Source organism: Schleiferilactobacillus harbinensis DSM 16991 (genome assembly GCF_000425885.1).
Classification (GTDB): Bacteria; Bacillota; Bacilli; order Lactobacillales; family Lactobacillaceae; genus Schleiferilactobacillus; species Schleiferilactobacillus harbinensis.
Map to the genome: position 1 here is coordinate 1 of NZ_AUEH01000009.1, position 14,589 is coordinate 14,589.

Genomic DNA, 14,589 nt, shown 5'->3' on the forward strand with positions numbered 1-14,589 from the left:
TGCCAATTCGATAAGAGTGCATGATCCCGTATTCGCCAAGTACTACGACAAAAAATACGGGGAGGTACCAAAGTATCAACACCGACGTGCTTGCATTATGACCGCTCGCAAGCTCGTACGCGTGATCTATAAGCTGTTATCTGATCATGAGCTGTACGTGCCTGCCAAAGTGGTCTAACGCGGCAAGCGACAACTTAGAAAGCTAGGACTACCCAGAAAAATCATCACGTTCCTGGGCTGGGGGAGGTATACGCCATAAGCTCTTACTAACCATCAATTTTCTTCCTGCACCTTCTTGACTTCAGACCGCAAGTCTCATATTAGGAGCACCGGTGTCGGCTTCTCCACTCAGAGAAGGGCTGACGCCTACAAACGACTACACTTCCTAGTTTAAGGGTGGCGTGTAACAAGTCATTGGTGATTTCTGTCATCCTTGCGCCGCATCCGGGTAAAGATTGTGTCACGTGTCAAAACAGGGTAAAAAATAGACCGAAACAGTGAAATTCTGTTTCGGTCTAGGGGTGCTGGTTATTTGCCGATCTCTTGGAAGTACTCTTTGATAAACTGCTTCATGAACGCTGTCCGCTCGGTTGCCATTTGTCGGCCAATTGGCGTATTCATCGTGGCGGCCAGCTTAAACAGCTTTTCGTAAAAATGATTGACGATCGTGCTGGGCTGGCGGTAATTGGCGGCGGTCAGTTCTTGGCGGGGCGGAATATGCGGGTCGTAGTCGGGATTGCCATGAGTGGCGCCGTAGCGGATAGCGCGGAAGATGCCGACAGCGCCCAGGGCATCCAGGCGGTCGGCGTCTTGGACGATCTGGCCGGCTAGAGGCAAGTGTTGATGGGTCTCGATGTTTTTACTAAAGGACATGTGGTCAATGATGAAGGTGATTTGATCAATGCGCTCCTGGGTTAACCCCACTGCGGTGCGCAGCGTTTGGACCAGCGCGGCTTTGGCCGCCGTGGTATTGGCGACCAGCTTTTCATCATAGTAATCATGCAGATAGGCCGTGCTTAACACCAAGTCCTGGTCAGCATCGGGATAAGCCGTTAACAGCTGGCGGGCATTGGCCGCCACCCGTTGAATATGGGCAAAATCGTGGCCGGACTGATCGCCGGCCGCTTGCTGGCGGGCTAGGTCAATAATTGCTGGTAAGTGATCCATCGAAACGCTCCTTTAATTAAGCCGCCGGGGTGGCCGGTGCCGCAGGCGTACTTTCAATATCTTCGGTCTTGGTGGTATTCGCGGCCGTTGGCTTGGTCGGTGCCGGCTCTTTGTCGTCTGGCGCAGGCTTAGTCCGGTCATCATCCTTAGGCGGATCGGCCTTGGCCCGGATATCCGCCTCAATGGCGGCGGCCGTATCGGGATGATCATTCAAGAACTTCGCGGCATTCACTGGCCCTTGGCCTAAGCGCGTATCCTGGTAAGAATACCAGCTGCCGCTCTTTTTAACGACCGCGAAGGCATCGCTGCTGCCCAGAGCGATCATATCCGCATTCTTTTCAATGCCGTGACCGAAGTACATGGTGGTCTCGGCCACCTTAAACGGCGGGGCAACCTTGTTCTTCACCACTTTAAGTTTGCTGACGAAGCCGACGTTTTCCTTACCGTCTTTGACAAACTCGCCCCGGCGCACCTCCAGCCGAATCGTGGCGTAAAACTTCAGCGCCCGACCGCCGGGCGTGACGTCTGGGCTGCCGAATTGCACGCCGATCTTTTCCCGCAGCTGATTGATGAAGACGACCAGAGTATTAGTCTTGTGCACTTCCCCAGCGAGGGAGCGCAGAGCCTGAGACATTAAGCGGGCTTGCAGACCGACGTGGTTGTCCCCGATCTGACCTTCAATTTCTGCCGCCGGTACCAGCGCGGCGACCGAATCCACGACCACCATGTCCACGGCGCCGGAGGTGACCAGTTTCTGGGTAATCTCCAGCCCCTCCTCGCCGCTGGCGGGTTGGGACAGCAGCAGGCTGTCGATGTCCACGCCCAGCGCCTTGGCGTAAACCGGGTCCATGGCATTTTCTGCATCAATGTAGGCGACGGTGCCGCCCTCTCTTTGGCATTCCGCCACCGTCTGCAAAGCGATGGTCGTTTTCCCGGTACTCTCAGGACCGTAGACCTCAACGATCCGGCCCCGGGGGAACCCGCCGACGCCCAAGGCCATATCCAAGGATAGAATACCGCTGGAAATGGTTTGGATGTCCATGTTGGGCTTCTCCCCCATTTTCATGATCGCGCCTTTGCCGTATTCTTTCTCAATATCCGCCAACGCTTTTTGCAATGCCTTGGCCCGTTCCGGTTTCTCCTTGAGCTGCACGAGATCCTGTGTTTTCGCAATTGTCTTGGCCATGCGATCGCCCGCTTTCTTCACTCTCCATTATACAAACAAATGTTCTTGATTACCACCGCAAGCAATTAAAAAACTGGCCCCGCAGGACCAGTCAATAAGTAGTAGAAATCAGAACGCCCGGGTCAGCAGGATGACGCCGAAGATCAGCAGGTACGCCGCCACCAAGTAGGCCAGGGTAATCACGGAATACAGCGGATTAAACAGCATTGCGATCCCGACAATAATCCCCAGAATCCCCATCACAATATTAAACGTACGGTGCAGGGAGAAATCCGCCGCCGCAATGGAGGCAATCGAGTCCACCAGGAACCACGCGGCGAACAAATAAGCCATGAACAAAGTGCTCAGCAGGCTGTTGGCAAACAACAGGATAGCGAACAGGATATCCAGGATCCCAGTCAGCAGCACATAGGTCGGCCGCTTGACGCCGGCCTTGCCCATGTCATACCACACGGCGATGTCCATCACGCCCTTGAACAGGATCCCCAGGGCGAAGGCCCAAACAATCCCGCTAATAGCACCGCCGGGCCGGCTGAACGCCCATAAGCCCAACACGATGAAGATGGCCCCTAAAATGGCCAATGGCCAACGGAACCGTCGGCGGGGAGAATCGAATCTATCCATAATAATACAAACCCCCTTTTTCTTTCTATTTTCATTTTACCATATTGACCGCCAAGCAGACCGTTTAGTGGGCGAAGCTGGAAATCGGCAGGGCGGGCGAAACCAGGGTACAATTAGAGGATACACAATGGAGGGATCAGGATGTTCAAATCGACGATCTGGCGAATGCTGCGCTTCTTTGCCCGCCAACTGGCTGACGCCAAACATTACTTAGCCCTGGTGATGGTCATGCTCGTGGCTACCGCCGGGATTCAATACGCGATTCCGCGGATCACCCAAACAGTGATCGATAAAATCATTCCCCAACAGGCGGTGTCTCTGCTGCTGCTCAGCGTCAGCGGGCTATTGGGCCTGACCGCCGTCAACGGCCTGCTATCCGCCGGCAGCAGCTACTTACTGGCCCGGGTGTCGCAAAACGCGGTCTCCCGGCTGCGCAACACCCTGTTCACCCATGCCCTGGGGCAGGACTTCGCCTTCTTTGAAACCAGCAAGACAGGGGACTTGATGGTGGTGCTCACCAGCGACGTCAACGCCCTGCAAGGATTACTGTCACCCAACGCCTTGGGCCTGGTGGGCAGCGTGCTGACCGCGCTGATCGTCCTCGTCATCATGTTTACCCAGAACGCCCTGCTGACCGGATTGATCGTGCTCACTTTTCCAATTCTATTTATGGTTAATCTCTTCTTCACCCGCTTAATTCGCGGCGCTTGGCGGCGGGTGCGGCAATCTTCCGGGGTAATGAACAACCAGATTCAAGAAAGCCTGGCCAATATCCTGCTGATCAAGAGCATGGCGACGGAAGACCAAACCGCCGATACCTTTGCCCAAGTCAATGAGGATAATCGGAAAAATCAGCTGGCCGCCACAAAGTATTTCGCCGAGTTCTCTCCGCTGATCGACTTTGTCGACTATCTGGGTACCGCCCTGATCATCGGCGTCGGGGCTTACCAAGTGATGGGCAAGAACTTCACCGTTGGCGGTATCGTCGCCTACCTGTCCTACTTAGCGATTCTGCAAGCCCCGGTGCGGTCCTTAACCAACTTGATCGATCGATTCCAGCAAGCCGTCGTTTCCTACGAACGGATCGAAAATCTGATTGCTCAGCAGCCCCAAGTCATTGATCCGCCTCTCCCGCAAACGCTGGCGCCATTCCATGATGCCGTGGCGTTTCAACATGTTGATTTCCACTACAGCAACAATGTTGCGATTCTCAAGGATGTATCTTTCACCCTGCCCAAGGGCGAAACCGTCGCTCTGGTTGGCTCTTCAGGCGCCGGTAAAACCACCATCACCAAGTTGCTGGACAGGTTCTACGATGTCACCGCCGGTGCGATTACTTTTGACGGCACCGACATTCGCCAAGTCCGCCGCCATGATCTGCGCCGCCAGATTGGTGTTGTTACCCAGGATGTGTTATTACTGGACACGTCGATCCGGGATAACATTGCCTACGGGCTGGGCTCGGTCACCGATGAAGCCATCTGGTCCGCTGCTGATGCGGCCAACATCACCGACTTTATCAAGTCCTTGCCGGACGGCCTGGATACACGGGTCGGCGAACGGGGCGTGCGCTTATCCGGCGGGCAGAAGCAGCGGATCGCCATTGCCCGGATTTTTCTCCAGGATGCCCCCATTGTGATTCTTGACGAAGCGACCGCAGCCTTGGATAACGAGACGGAACGCTACATCCAAGACTCCTTTGATCGGCTGATGACCAACCGGACCAGTCTGGTGATTGCCCACCGATTATCCACCATCCAACACGCCAGCGAAATCTTGGTTCTGGAGCATGGCGAAATCATCGAACGCGGCACTCACAAGGAATTATTAGCTAAGAACGGCCGCTACGCCCAGCTCTACGCCTTACAGTTCAAGTAATCTCAGAGTCGGAAAAAACTTCCAACCAATTTTAGCAGACAGTTGACACAAGTGCTAATTCCTGCTAACATAATAAGTGCAGTGAGGGAAAAGGACATCGGTTCTGATCCCCATTGGTACTTTACGAAAGGAAGTTTTCTGTTATGGCGAATGATATGATGACGCGTCGGAATAACAATGATTTGATGAGTGACGATCCGTTCTTGGATAGTTTATCCCATCGTTTCTTCGGCCCGATGTCTAATTGGATGGATTGGTTTAATCCGGCAATGAACACCACAGCTGTTAATGGATTGCGGACTGATGTGAAGGAAACTAAGGATAATTACATCACCCGCGTTGATATTCCGGGTGTCGACAAGAACGACATTAAACTGAATTATCACGATAACGTATTGAGCATCAATGTGGTCAAGAAGGACGTGGCAGACCATGCCGATAAAGATGGCAACGTCTTAATGTCCGAACGCAGCTACGGTGCAATGAGCCGTAGCTATCAACTGCCTAACGTTGATGTGAATGGCATTAAAGCCGAATACACTAATGGTGTGCTGACAGTTACCCTGCCAAAGATGTCCGTGGATAACGAACACAATCACAACATCGACATTCAGTAACTTTGATCCACGCCCAGCGGCCTGAGCGGTGACTGGACGCAAACGATCAAGTGTGACAGATAAACCGAATACCAAAAGAAATCCCAAGCTAGCAGTGAAGAAACTGACTGGTTTGGGATTTTTTGCAAGGACTCATACGCTTATTCAGAACCGCAAACATCAATGCTGTTTGCGGCAACGTAAAGAAGTGCACGCTTGAGACATACAAGTTATTTAGTATTTAATCAGCAAGGGTCAATTAGGTTGCTAGAAACATAGTATTGACGCTGTTTCTAGTGATGCAGGAAAGCTCACACTTGAAACATACAAGTTATTTAGTATAAAATACAAGAGAAGAGAAAAGGGCCCCATTGGGATGAGGCCCGATACAAGCCGCTTTAAAGGCGGTGGCAAAAGCTAAGTTGACTAACGAGTCGTCTCGAACTTCGCCAAAAGTTCAATCGGGACGGCTTTTTTTGTTACTTGTCGTCGTGGTGCATGATGGTTGCGACGAGTAACCCGAACGCAGTCATCAGCGACAACGTTTGGAAAACGCTCACTGGCTGTGAAACCTTTCTGCGGATTCTTCCATGTTCCCATAGCCTCACCTCACAAGGAAAAGACAGCCACCGTCCTTAAAACTTCCTGCTGAAATAGTATATCAGAAAAATCCTAGTGAGCCTATAAAAGGGCGCTCAGGGTCGTTGACTTACGACCCTGGGCGCCCTCAATTGATTTGCCTACCCGCGAATAATCCGATCCCGAAACTTCTCCTGAACCTTATTCGCCAAATTCTGCATCAGCATTCGTCCCTGACTGCGGAAGGCCGCTTGAAAGCCGCCATCTGGTGCGGGGATCGTCGTCAGCACCTTGCCGGTGGCGTCCTCTGTAATGGTCAGCTGATCATCCGCAAAATGGGTGGTGACGTAGGACCCTTCCAGGCCCTCCATCAAGATCTCCTGGACGTAATCCGTGATCGCCTGCTGGATCACCGCGTCCACCGTCGTTTCAATATTGCGGGACTGCAACTCTTTGGCCCGTTGTTCCGCTTGGGCCAAATCTTCTGGAATCGATACACTTGCCATTATCGTCCGCTTCTTTCTGAACCTAGAAAATTCCCCCGTGGACCGCGGCGACATCAGCTACCGTAATGAACGCCTCCGGGTCAATGGCCAGGATCTGCTTCGTCAAGGACTGATAATCCGCCTGTTCCACCACAATCATCAACATTTCCCGCCGTGCTTCAGAGAAACCGCCGGTCACGGGTAAAACCGTTAACCCGTGGGGTAATTGTTCGTTCACGACCTGCTTAATCTGGGGCAGGGCCGTATTGCTCATCACGAACACGGTCTTTTTCCGGTCCAGCCCAGTTTCAATATAATTCATGATAATGCTGGTCAATACGATGGAGAAAACGGCGAGGATAAAGGCTTCGATCCCGCTGACAAAAATGTTGCCCAGGGACACGATCAAGTCGACGACCAGCAGCCCCACCGAAGTTTTCACCCCGAAGTATTTCCGGAAGATCAGCGGGGGCACCGTCGTCCCGCCGCTGGAGGCGTCAATCCGGTACAGCAGCGCGACGCCGACGGCAAAAATCGCACTGCCGACGATGATTGCCAGCAACCGGTCATTGACGATTTTAACCTGAGGAATAATACCCAACATCAAGGGCAGCGCAAAACTGCCCAGGATGATCCGGCCAGTCGTCGCCTTGTCCAGAAAAATAAAGGCTGCCACCAGCATCAGCAGATTCACCGCCAAAGTGGTCAGCGCTACTGGCCAGCCAAAGGCCACTTCACCGAGGACTGCGATCCCTGTCGCCCCGCCGGCGGCCACGTTATGCGGCGCGTAAAACAGATTGATACTGACTGCAATGATTGCCAGGGCCAGGGCAAACACAACATAACGGCCCACAATATGATTGGTAATTTTACGCATAGATTCCCTCTTTCTTGGTACAGATTAGGTTGGTGCCTATATTTAAATTTTAGCATCAATTTCATGGGCAAGGCTAGTCGGATGCTCGGATAATATGCTATGCTTAAGGTTCTCTAAACGGACAGCTCAGGGATTTCTAGAAGATCGGCCGGCAAGCTCTGCGTGACGCGCGCCAGCCCCTTCCCGACTCAGGTAGTCGGTCAGCGATTCCTGGCTGGACCACATAATGGAAAGTGGGATATAAATGAAAATCGTAGTCTTAGCCGGCGGCCGCAGCACAGAACGGAACGTCTCTTTGTCGTCGGGGGCGAAAGTCGCCAACGCTTTGCGGTCCAAGGGCCATGAAGTTGCCTTGGTTGATCTGTTTCTCGGCTTGGATCTGGAACATGCGGGCGCCGTGGAGTCCCTTTTCACGAAAGAACAAAGCCAACCCAAATACGAAATCTCCGATGAAATCTTGACCGATGAAGCGATCAACGCCCTGCGCACCGACGGCACCCGCGGCCTGTTCGGCAAAAACGTGATGGCGGTCCTGGAACATGCCGACATCGTCTACATGGGTCTCCATGGGGAAGATGGGGAGAATGGCAAGGTCCAGGCGGTCCTGGATCTGTCTGACATCAAGTACACCGGTTCCGGCACCTTGGCCTCCGGCGTCGCCATGGATAAAAAGGTCTCCAAGGAGATCATGAAGTATAACGGCATCCCCACGGCGGACTTTATTGCCGTGCGGGAGGATCAGCGCCATTCGTTCACGATTCCCTTCGGCTACCCGATCGTGATCAAACCCAGCAACGGCGGCAGCAGTGTGGGCACCCACATCGTCCATACCGCCGACGAACTGGACGCCGCACTGGATGATGCCTTCCGCTTCGACGACGAAGTAGTCATTGAAGAATTCATCAAGGCCCGGGAATTCTCGCTGGGAATCGTCAACGGCCAGGCCATGCCGGCGATTGAGATCCAAGTCAAAGACGGCTGGTACGACTTCAAGCACAAATTCCAGCCGGGGCATACTGATTTCATCACCCCGCCAGATATTCCCGATGATGTGCATCGCGAAATGCAGCAACTGGCCTTGAAGACTTTCTCCGTCTTAGGCATGGCCAATTACGGCCGTATCGACTTCTTCTGGAACGCCGACGGACTCTATGTCATCGAAGCCAACTCCCTGCCCGGAATGACGCCGCTGTCCCTGCTGCCGCAAGAAGCGGAAGCGGCCGGCATCCATTACGCTGACTTGTGCAACAGCATCGTCATGGGCAAGTGGAATCTGTACCAGCACAGCAAGCGCTAATCGTTTCATATATTCATTTAGATCGCATCTGATTGGGCGCCCAATCAGATGTTTTTTTACATCATCAATTACGCAGAAAAGTCATGATTTGGTCCTGTTTTCGCCCCTGCTTATTACTTTTTTCTTCCGATTTGTTCGATATAGTAAAGACAATCAAGAGAACGAAAGGAAGACATCCAAATGAGTAAAAAGAATGATCAGACGACCGTTAAGAATCATTACCAATCCAAAATCGTCCTGTTAGCCTTATCCACTGCCCTGCTCGGCGGCGGGGTTGGTGGCGGTGTCGTTTATGCAGTCAACCAAAATCAGCAAACCGCCACCACAGCCGCCGATACGACCACCAGCACTGCCGCCACCACGAATCTGTCCACCACGACAGCAGCCAGCGGCACCGCCAGTGCGGCCTATAAGAAAGTCGCTAACGCCGTGGTTTCTGTCATCGCGACCCAAACCAGCACTGACAGCGGCCAATACGCCGGTTACGGGTATGGCGGGTACGGTCAGGGGCAATCCCAGTCCACCACTTCTGAAAGCGAAGGCAGCGGCGTCATCTTCAAGAAGAGCGGTGACAAGGCCTATATTGTCACCAACAACCATGTCGTTGACGGCGCCAACAAACTGCAAGTCCTGCTGAACGATGGTACCAAAGTCACCGCGACGCTGGTCGGCACCAGCGCCAGCAAAGATATCGCCGTCTTGGCCATCGACAGCAGCAAAGTGACCACCACAGCCAGCTTCGCCAATTCCAGCACCATCAGCGCCGGTGAATCTGTCTTGGCCATCGGCTCCCCGCTGGGGTCCGAATACGCCAATACCGTCACTGAAGGGATCGTCTCCGCCACCAGCCGCACCGTGACTGTTGCTGAAGATGATGATAGTCAAAGCACCACAACGATGAAGGCCATCCAGACCGATGCGGCCATCAACTCCGGCAACTCCGGCGGCCCGTTGATCAACCTCAACGGTCAAATCATCGGGATCACCTCCATGAAGCTGTCCGGGGAAACCTCCAGCGGAACCACCGTAGACGGCATGGGTTTCGCCATTCCCAGTAACGTCGTCGTCGCCACGATCAACAGCATTATGAATAGCGGCAGTCAAGCGTCATAACCTGACCCTTACCCGCGGTAATCACAACGCCGGCCATCTTTCCCAGTTCAGGGAGAAATGACCGGCGTTTTTGTCCGATTATTTGCGGTCCAAAACGATTTGGTGCGCGCTGACCAAAGTAATGAGATACTCCGGCGCAGCGGCTAAAATCGCCCGCACCTGATCAATATCTTGAGTGAAATGAGTACCGATCGGTAAGTGATTTTCAGTCAAGGTCAAACCGATCGGGAACCGTTTGGTCTTCTGCAACTGTTTCTCAATATCCTCTACCTGTTTACTCTGCATATAGGGCATGGACGCACTGGCCGCGGACGGGCCGCTCACGAACATGCCGGTCAGTGCCCCGCTTGCCATGCTGCGCAGCGAATTTTGATTGAAATGCGTGGATAAACCAAATACCAAATCAAGCAATGCCGGTTCAGTGATCGTAATCGGTGTTTCCTTCGCCGCCATGGCGGCAACAAGCTCTGTAATCGTCATTTTTCTCCCCTCCTCAGGGAATCGGGCCGAGTGGTCTTTGCCAACACCAAAAGTATATACCGATCATGTGCCGAACGACACAATAAACACTCAGTGATCCATGCGCTGCAGGTAGGCATCCGTAGCAACCACCGTGGAGAAAGGATCCGCCGCAATCGTTACCCACTCATTCCGGCCGGCACCGCGGGGATGGCCCAATACCGCACTTTGGACGTGCTGCCGGGTAGTCCTCACGTGCAGCGTATAGTAGCCATTCTCCGTGGCCGTCGCCGAGCCGACTGCCCCGCCAAACAGCGTATCGCCCTTCTTGAGATACGTCCCGTTGGTCGGCTGCCCAGGCGTCACTAACCTGCTGGTCCGCTGATAGCGGATCGTTGTTTGACCAGCCCGAAACGCATCAAACAGCGGGGCGCTGGTCGCGGCAATATACCGGTAACTGCCCATCAGCTGCTGCGCAACCGCCGCTTGCTGCCGAGCATCAATCGGCAGCTCTGGTGTCCGTGATCCATCTTGGATAATATGCACCGCCTGCCGGCGCAGCACTCGGTCCAGCTCCGGACTGCGTGTTTGCTGCACCGTATACGTAAACCGTACGGTCACCGGCGGCCCCCAAATGGCAAAGGCCAAGACCAGCACCCCGACAACCAGCCCAACGATGACCAACACTCGCTTTTTCACGCCCATCCCCTCCCACTTTTTCTACTTTGAGTATGGCTGAAAGCGTTACCTTAAGCAAAGAAAATGCCCACGTTCCCTTGTGCCCTTCTTCCCCAACTGCGTATAATTGAAAGTGCATACACGGGTGCTGCAGCGCACCCCATCTTGAGGAAGGAGATTCATTTCATGACTTTTCGTCAACTCGGATTATCTATCTATCCCGATCACAGCAATTTCGCAGAGGATGCCAAGTATTTAGACCTGGGTCACAAATACGGCTTCACCCGGATTTTCATGTCCATGCTGGAGGCCACCGACCCGGAAGCCACCAAGGCCAAGTTCAAGAAAATTATCGACTACGGTAACAAGCTGGGGTACAAAACTGTCCTGGACGTTGCCCCGCACATTTTCGACCAGCTGGGCATCAGCTACTCTGATCTGAAGGTCTTCGCCGATTTAGGTGCCGCCGGCGTACGTTTGGATACAGGTTTCGATGGCGCGACAGAAGCGATGCTGTCGTACAATCCCTATGGTTTGATTATTGAGTTGAACATGAGCAACGACGTGGCCTATTTGGATAACATTCTGAGTTATCAAGCCAATGAGCCGTTTATTTACGGCTGTCACAATTTCTACCCGCAAACCGGGACGGGGCTGACCTATGATTTCTTCGTCCGGGCCAGCGAACGCTTTAAGAAGCACGGCATCCACACTGCTGCCTTTGTTTCCAGCAAACACGGCGATCAAGGTCCGTGGAACGTCAACGACGGCCTGCCCACGCTGGAACAGCACCGGCACCTGCCCATCGCTGTCCAAGCGAAGCAGCTTTTCGCCACCGGCTTGATCGACGATGTCTTGATTGGCAATGCCTATGCCAGTGAAGACGAATTGAAGGCGCTCAGCGAACTGAATCGCTACCAGCTGCAATTCGACATTGATTTCGTCCCGGCCGTTAATGCGGTGGAAAAGGACGTGGTCTTGAAGCCCCAGCACTTCCGCCGCGGGGACGTCAATGCCCTGGTCGTTCGGTCCACCATGCCGCGGGTCACTTATCAGGATGAACCCAACCCGCCCCATGACAATACTATCGAATTCCAGCGGGGCGACGTACTGGTCGGCAACGATGATTTCGGCCACTACAAGAATGAATTGCAGATTGCGCTGGAACCCCATCGCGATCCGCGCAAGAACAAGGTCGGCCGGATCAACGAAAACGAGATCAGCCTGCTGGATTACGTCCACCCCTGGACCAAGTTCCGCTTTGAAACTCATCATGAATGATTAACCAACCAAAAAAGGCGATGCGCCGTTTTCTCTTGTCCAGAAAACGCGGCATCGTCTTTTTTAACGGTCAGAAATTGACTGTGACATATTTCGCATCGATCCATTGGTTACCTCCTACTTCATACCAGGTTCGGCCAACGCTGTCCTTGGCGACGGCGTTCACCAGCCAGCGGGTACCGTTGGGCAGCATCCGTTTGGTGAACCGCGCACTGGGACCATAGCCATTGAAGAGGCCGACCCCGCCGCGATAATCAACCGTTGCCACCCGTTTCGGTGCCGCTGTCTTGATCAGGGCGGGCGTCAAGGTCGCTGGATTGGACGGTTGATACACAGTGGGATACTGCGCGCTCAACCCATTCTGGTGAGCGTAGTTAAAGTAAGCCGCCGCTGCATTATATTGACTGGCTGAAACGTTGCCGCCAAAATCCAAGGCATTGTAGACAATGTAATTGCCATCCGTGTCTTTCTTCAAGGCAAAGGCAATGCCCACATCGGTAAAGTACGGGTTCAACAGATTCTTCCGGTGACCATAATCGGCGACCCCATAATCGTCGTAATATTGGGCTACCGTCTCCACGGCCAGGGTCTGGTCGTCCGTGATCGCGGGCTTGCGCAGATTGCCGAACAAGCGGGTCACGCCCACCGGCGTCGAAGCCAGGTTCTCGCCAGTAAGGGCGAAGCCCAGTTTGTTCAATACCGTCGGCTGCAGCGGATCATGCTGCAGATGCGGCAGTTGCGCATTCTTCGCCACGATACCGTTGGACCAAGCCAGCGTGATCGTATTGTTCAGCTTCAGCGCCGGTAAATGGTTCTGCGCCCGCAGCCGATTGATCTCGGTGAGAATCAAGTTCTTGACCACCGTGATATTCGGGGTATAGGCGGTCGGCTCAGCTGCTTCCACCAAGTGCGGGGCCATGGGCAGCGAGACCCACATATTCCCGCCGCCGGCTAATGCTGTGATGGCGCCCACCACGGTGAATGCTGTTAATGCCGAATGTTTTTTTGTTGTGATCATCATTGATCCACTCCTTGCTATCCTCCACATCATGATTATCTTAGAAATACAGAGTTTAGAACCATCAATATCTGATGAGTTGCTAACAGATCCCGCCAAGTCTCCCACAATCGCCTCAGTTAACCGCGCCGGCCGGCGGATTACTTCACTTGTGCCCACTTTTGGCAATGGATCACTGTTAATTGCCCCTGCATCCCAGAATGTGTCTTCGTTTTTGCAGTACCTGATGGGTTGATTTCACAAACTATTGATAGAAATGCCTTTTTGTCGCCATTTATTCTCATTGTTGATTGTGAATAAAAATACTGGTCGAATAAGCGCCAGAATACCGCCGGGCAGCCCAACATCGTACAATAGGAACAGAAAGAAGGGATCGGCCCATGACCAAAAAAACGCATCGCCGCTGGCCGCGAGTGGTCGGTTGGACCGCTGGTGTCCTCAGCGCCATGGCAATCGGCGGCACCGTGTGGTGGCAAAGCCAGCTCAACGCCATTCGCCACCTGACCGTCCGGCAAACAGACATCGCCACGGTATTCATTCCCGGTTATAACAGCAACTCTTGGACATTTTCGCCCATGATTCAGCGCTTCGCCCGCTACGGCATCGCCACTGATGCCATGACCATCAACGTCAGCGCGAATGGCCACCTGGCCATTACCCGCCGGGCGGCCCTGAACCAGCGCAATCCGCTGATCAATATCATTTTTGCGGATGCCCGCAATCCAGAGAAACAGACGACCCAATTGCACCGCATCATGACCAAACTCTACACCGATTACGGGGTGCACCAAATCAACTTAGTTGGCCACTCCATGGGCGGTTTTCTAGCCACCCGTTACATTACCCAGCCGCCCACCGCCCAGTAGCCGGCAGTGGTCCGCTTTGTGAACATTGCCTCCGGCGGCGCCCGGGCTGACAGCGATCTGGCCGATTTTCCCAAGAACATTGCCGTGCTGGCCATCGGCGGCAATATTTGGGGCACCCGCAGTGACTGGCAGGTACCGCTGGCTTCCGTCCAGCATTTTGCCAAGACCATTCCCCAGGCCAAGCTGATCACAATCACCGGGTCCCCGCTCACCGCCTACCACAGTGCCCTGCACCAGAATCCCCAGGTGGATCGGGATATCGCCCAATTTCTGTTCCACTGATACAGATTTCGATTTAAATAACTACAGTTGTCAGTCAAAACTCTTGTAATCGGTTCCACGATATGATAGATTGTAACCATTAAGATTGTAAGCAATCAATTCCCATCCTGGGGTGGGCTCAGTCAAACCATTAAAGGAGTTAATTCATTATGCAAAACACAGTTCCGAACCCTGTACCAGAAAAGAACCAAACCGGCGCCGGC

General features: G+C 53.5%; 16 protein-coding genes. 7 read left to right on the forward strand and 9 right to left on the reverse strand.

The window, feature by feature from the left end; translation table 11 throughout:
• Positions 1 to 528 precede the first annotated feature (528 nt).
• The 3 genes from H627_RS0103970 to H627_RS0103980 form a co-directional block, all read right to left on the reverse strand.
• Positions 529 to 1,167: an HD domain-containing protein gene (locus H627_RS0103970; RefSeq protein ID WP_027827893.1), complete on the reverse strand. Its 639-nt coding sequence runs from the start codon at positions 1,165 to 1,167 to the stop codon at positions 529 to 531.
• A gap of 16 nt (positions 1,168 to 1,183) precedes the next feature.
• Positions 1,184 to 2,353, reverse strand: a complete 1,170-nt coding sequence (recA, locus tag H627_RS0103975; RefSeq protein WP_027827894.1) for a recombinase RecA — start codon at positions 2,351 to 2,353, stop codon at positions 1,184 to 1,186.
• Positions 2,354 to 2,461: 108 nt separating this feature from the next.
• Positions 2,462 to 2,977, reverse strand: a complete 516-nt coding sequence (locus tag H627_RS0103980) for an HdeD family acid-resistance protein (protein ID WP_027827895.1) — start codon at positions 2,975 to 2,977, stop codon at positions 2,462 to 2,464.
• 141 nt (positions 2,978 to 3,118) lie between these two features.
• On the opposite strand from H627_RS0103980, the gene H627_RS0103985 reads away from it, so the two are divergent.
• On the forward strand, positions 3,119 to 4,855 hold the full coding sequence (locus H627_RS0103985) for an ABC transporter ATP-binding protein (RefSeq protein WP_027827896.1): 1,737 nt from the start codon (positions 3,119 to 3,121) through the stop codon (positions 4,853 to 4,855).
• Between the two features lie 143 nt (positions 4,856 to 4,998).
• Positions 4,999 to 5,472, forward strand: coding sequence for an Hsp20/alpha crystallin family protein (locus H627_RS0103990; protein WP_027827897.1), 474 nt, complete (start codon positions 4,999 to 5,001; stop codon positions 5,470 to 5,472).
• A 458-nt stretch (positions 5,473 to 5,930) separates the two neighbouring features.
• Here H627_RS0103990 and H627_RS21020 read toward each other — a convergent pair whose 3' ends face one another.
• The 3 genes from H627_RS21020 to H627_RS0104000 all read right to left on the reverse strand — a co-directional run bounded on the left by H627_RS21020 (position 5,931) and on the right by H627_RS0104000 (position 7,392).
• A complete protein-coding gene (locus H627_RS21020; protein ID WP_478383183.1) occupies positions 5,931 to 5,984 on the reverse strand; it encodes a hypothetical protein in 54 nt (17 codons plus the stop codon).
• A 207-nt stretch (positions 5,985 to 6,191) separates the two neighbouring features.
• Positions 6,192 to 6,536, reverse strand: a complete 345-nt coding sequence (locus tag H627_RS0103995; protein ID WP_027827898.1) for a hypothetical protein — start codon at positions 6,534 to 6,536, stop codon at positions 6,192 to 6,194.
• A 22-nt stretch (positions 6,537 to 6,558) separates the two neighbouring features.
• Positions 6,559 to 7,392, reverse strand: a complete 834-nt coding sequence (locus H627_RS0104000) for a YitT family protein (protein ID WP_027827899.1) — start codon at positions 7,390 to 7,392, stop codon at positions 6,559 to 6,561.
• Between the two features lie 244 nt (positions 7,393 to 7,636).
• Between H627_RS0104000 and H627_RS0104005 the strand changes: the two genes are divergently transcribed.
• Together H627_RS0104005 and H627_RS16875 are read left to right on the forward strand one after the other, a co-directional pair.
• Complete coding sequence (locus tag H627_RS0104005; protein WP_027827900.1) at positions 7,637 to 8,689, forward strand: D-alanine--D-alanine ligase family protein; 1,053 nt, start codon at positions 7,637 to 7,639, stop codon at positions 8,687 to 8,689.
• Positions 8,690 to 8,869: 180 nt separating this feature from the next.
• Positions 8,870 to 9,802, forward strand: a complete 933-nt coding sequence (locus H627_RS16875; protein WP_051225151.1) for a S1C family serine protease — start codon at positions 8,870 to 8,872, stop codon at positions 9,800 to 9,802.
• Positions 9,803 to 9,880: 78 nt separating this feature from the next.
• On the opposite strand, the gene H627_RS0104015 is transcribed toward H627_RS16875, so the two are convergent.
• Positions 9,881 to 10,282, reverse strand: a complete 402-nt coding sequence (locus tag H627_RS0104015; protein ID WP_027827901.1) for a hypothetical protein — start codon at positions 10,280 to 10,282, stop codon at positions 9,881 to 9,883.
• Between the two features lie 90 nt (positions 10,283 to 10,372).
• Positions 10,373 to 10,960, reverse strand: coding sequence for a hypothetical protein (locus tag H627_RS0104020; protein WP_152319417.1), 588 nt, complete (start codon positions 10,958 to 10,960; stop codon positions 10,373 to 10,375).
• Positions 10,961 to 11,125: 165 nt separating this feature from the next.
• On the opposite strand from H627_RS0104020, the gene H627_RS0104025 reads away from it, so the two are divergent.
• Entirely contained in the window at positions 11,126 to 12,220 is a 1,095-nt protein-coding gene (locus tag H627_RS0104025) for a DUF871 domain-containing protein (RefSeq protein WP_027827903.1), read from the forward strand.
• 70 nt (positions 12,221 to 12,290) lie between these two features.
• Here the strand turns inward: H627_RS0104025 and H627_RS19080 are convergent, their stop codons facing one another.
• A complete protein-coding gene (locus H627_RS19080; protein ID WP_162143222.1) occupies positions 12,291 to 13,241 on the reverse strand; it encodes a CAP domain-containing protein in 951 nt (316 codons plus the stop codon).
• Between the two features lie 377 nt (positions 13,242 to 13,618).
• Between H627_RS19080 and H627_RS19085 the strand changes: the two genes are divergently transcribed.
• On the forward strand, positions 13,619 to 14,104 hold the full coding sequence (locus H627_RS19085) for an alpha/beta hydrolase (protein WP_051225152.1): 486 nt from the start codon (positions 13,619 to 13,621) through the stop codon (positions 14,102 to 14,104).
• A 6-nt stretch (positions 14,105 to 14,110) separates the two neighbouring features.
• Entirely contained in the window at positions 14,111 to 14,386 is a 276-nt protein-coding gene (locus H627_RS19090) for an alpha/beta hydrolase (RefSeq protein ID WP_081674646.1), read from the forward strand.
• Positions 14,387 to 14,589: the final 203 nt, after the last annotated feature.

Excerpts from the sequence above, each read along its gene's own strand:
- H627_RS0103970 (WP_027827893.1), bottom strand. The coding sequence starts at position 1,167 with ATGGATCACTTACCAGCAATTATTGACCTAGCCCGCCAGCAAGCGGCC.
- recA (WP_027827894.1), bottom strand. The coding sequence starts at position 2,353 with ATGGCCAAGACAATTGCGAAAACACAGGATCTCGTGCAGCTCAAGGAG.
- H627_RS0103980 (WP_027827895.1), bottom strand. The coding sequence starts at position 2,977 with ATGGATAGATTCGATTCTCCCCGCCGACGGTTCCGTTGGCCATTGGCC.
- H627_RS0103985 (WP_027827896.1), top strand. The coding sequence starts at position 3,119 with ATGTTCAAATCGACGATCTGGCGAATGCTGCGCTTCTTTGCCCGCCAA.
- H627_RS0103990 (WP_027827897.1), top strand. The coding sequence starts at position 4,999 with ATGGCGAATGATATGATGACGCGTCGGAATAACAATGATTTGATGAGT.
- H627_RS0103995 (WP_027827898.1), bottom strand. The coding sequence starts at position 6,536 with ATGGCAAGTGTATCGATTCCAGAAGATTTGGCCCAAGCGGAACAACGG.
- H627_RS0104000 (WP_027827899.1), bottom strand. The coding sequence starts at position 7,392 with ATGCGTAAAATTACCAATCATATTGTGGGCCGTTATGTTGTGTTTGCC.
- H627_RS0104005 (WP_027827900.1), top strand. The coding sequence starts at position 7,637 with ATGAAAATCGTAGTCTTAGCCGGCGGCCGCAGCACAGAACGGAACGTC.
- H627_RS16875 (WP_051225151.1), top strand. The coding sequence starts at position 8,870 with ATGAGTAAAAAGAATGATCAGACGACCGTTAAGAATCATTACCAATCC.
- H627_RS0104015 (WP_027827901.1), bottom strand. The coding sequence starts at position 10,282 with ATGACGATTACAGAGCTTGTTGCCGCCATGGCGGCGAAGGAAACACCG.
- H627_RS0104025 (WP_027827903.1), top strand. The coding sequence starts at position 11,126 with ATGACTTTTCGTCAACTCGGATTATCTATCTATCCCGATCACAGCAAT.
- H627_RS19080 (WP_162143222.1), bottom strand. The coding sequence starts at position 13,241 with ATGATGATCACAACAAAAAAACATTCGGCATTAACAGCATTCACCGTG.
- H627_RS19085 (WP_051225152.1), top strand. The coding sequence starts at position 13,619 with ATGACCAAAAAAACGCATCGCCGCTGGCCGCGAGTGGTCGGTTGGACC.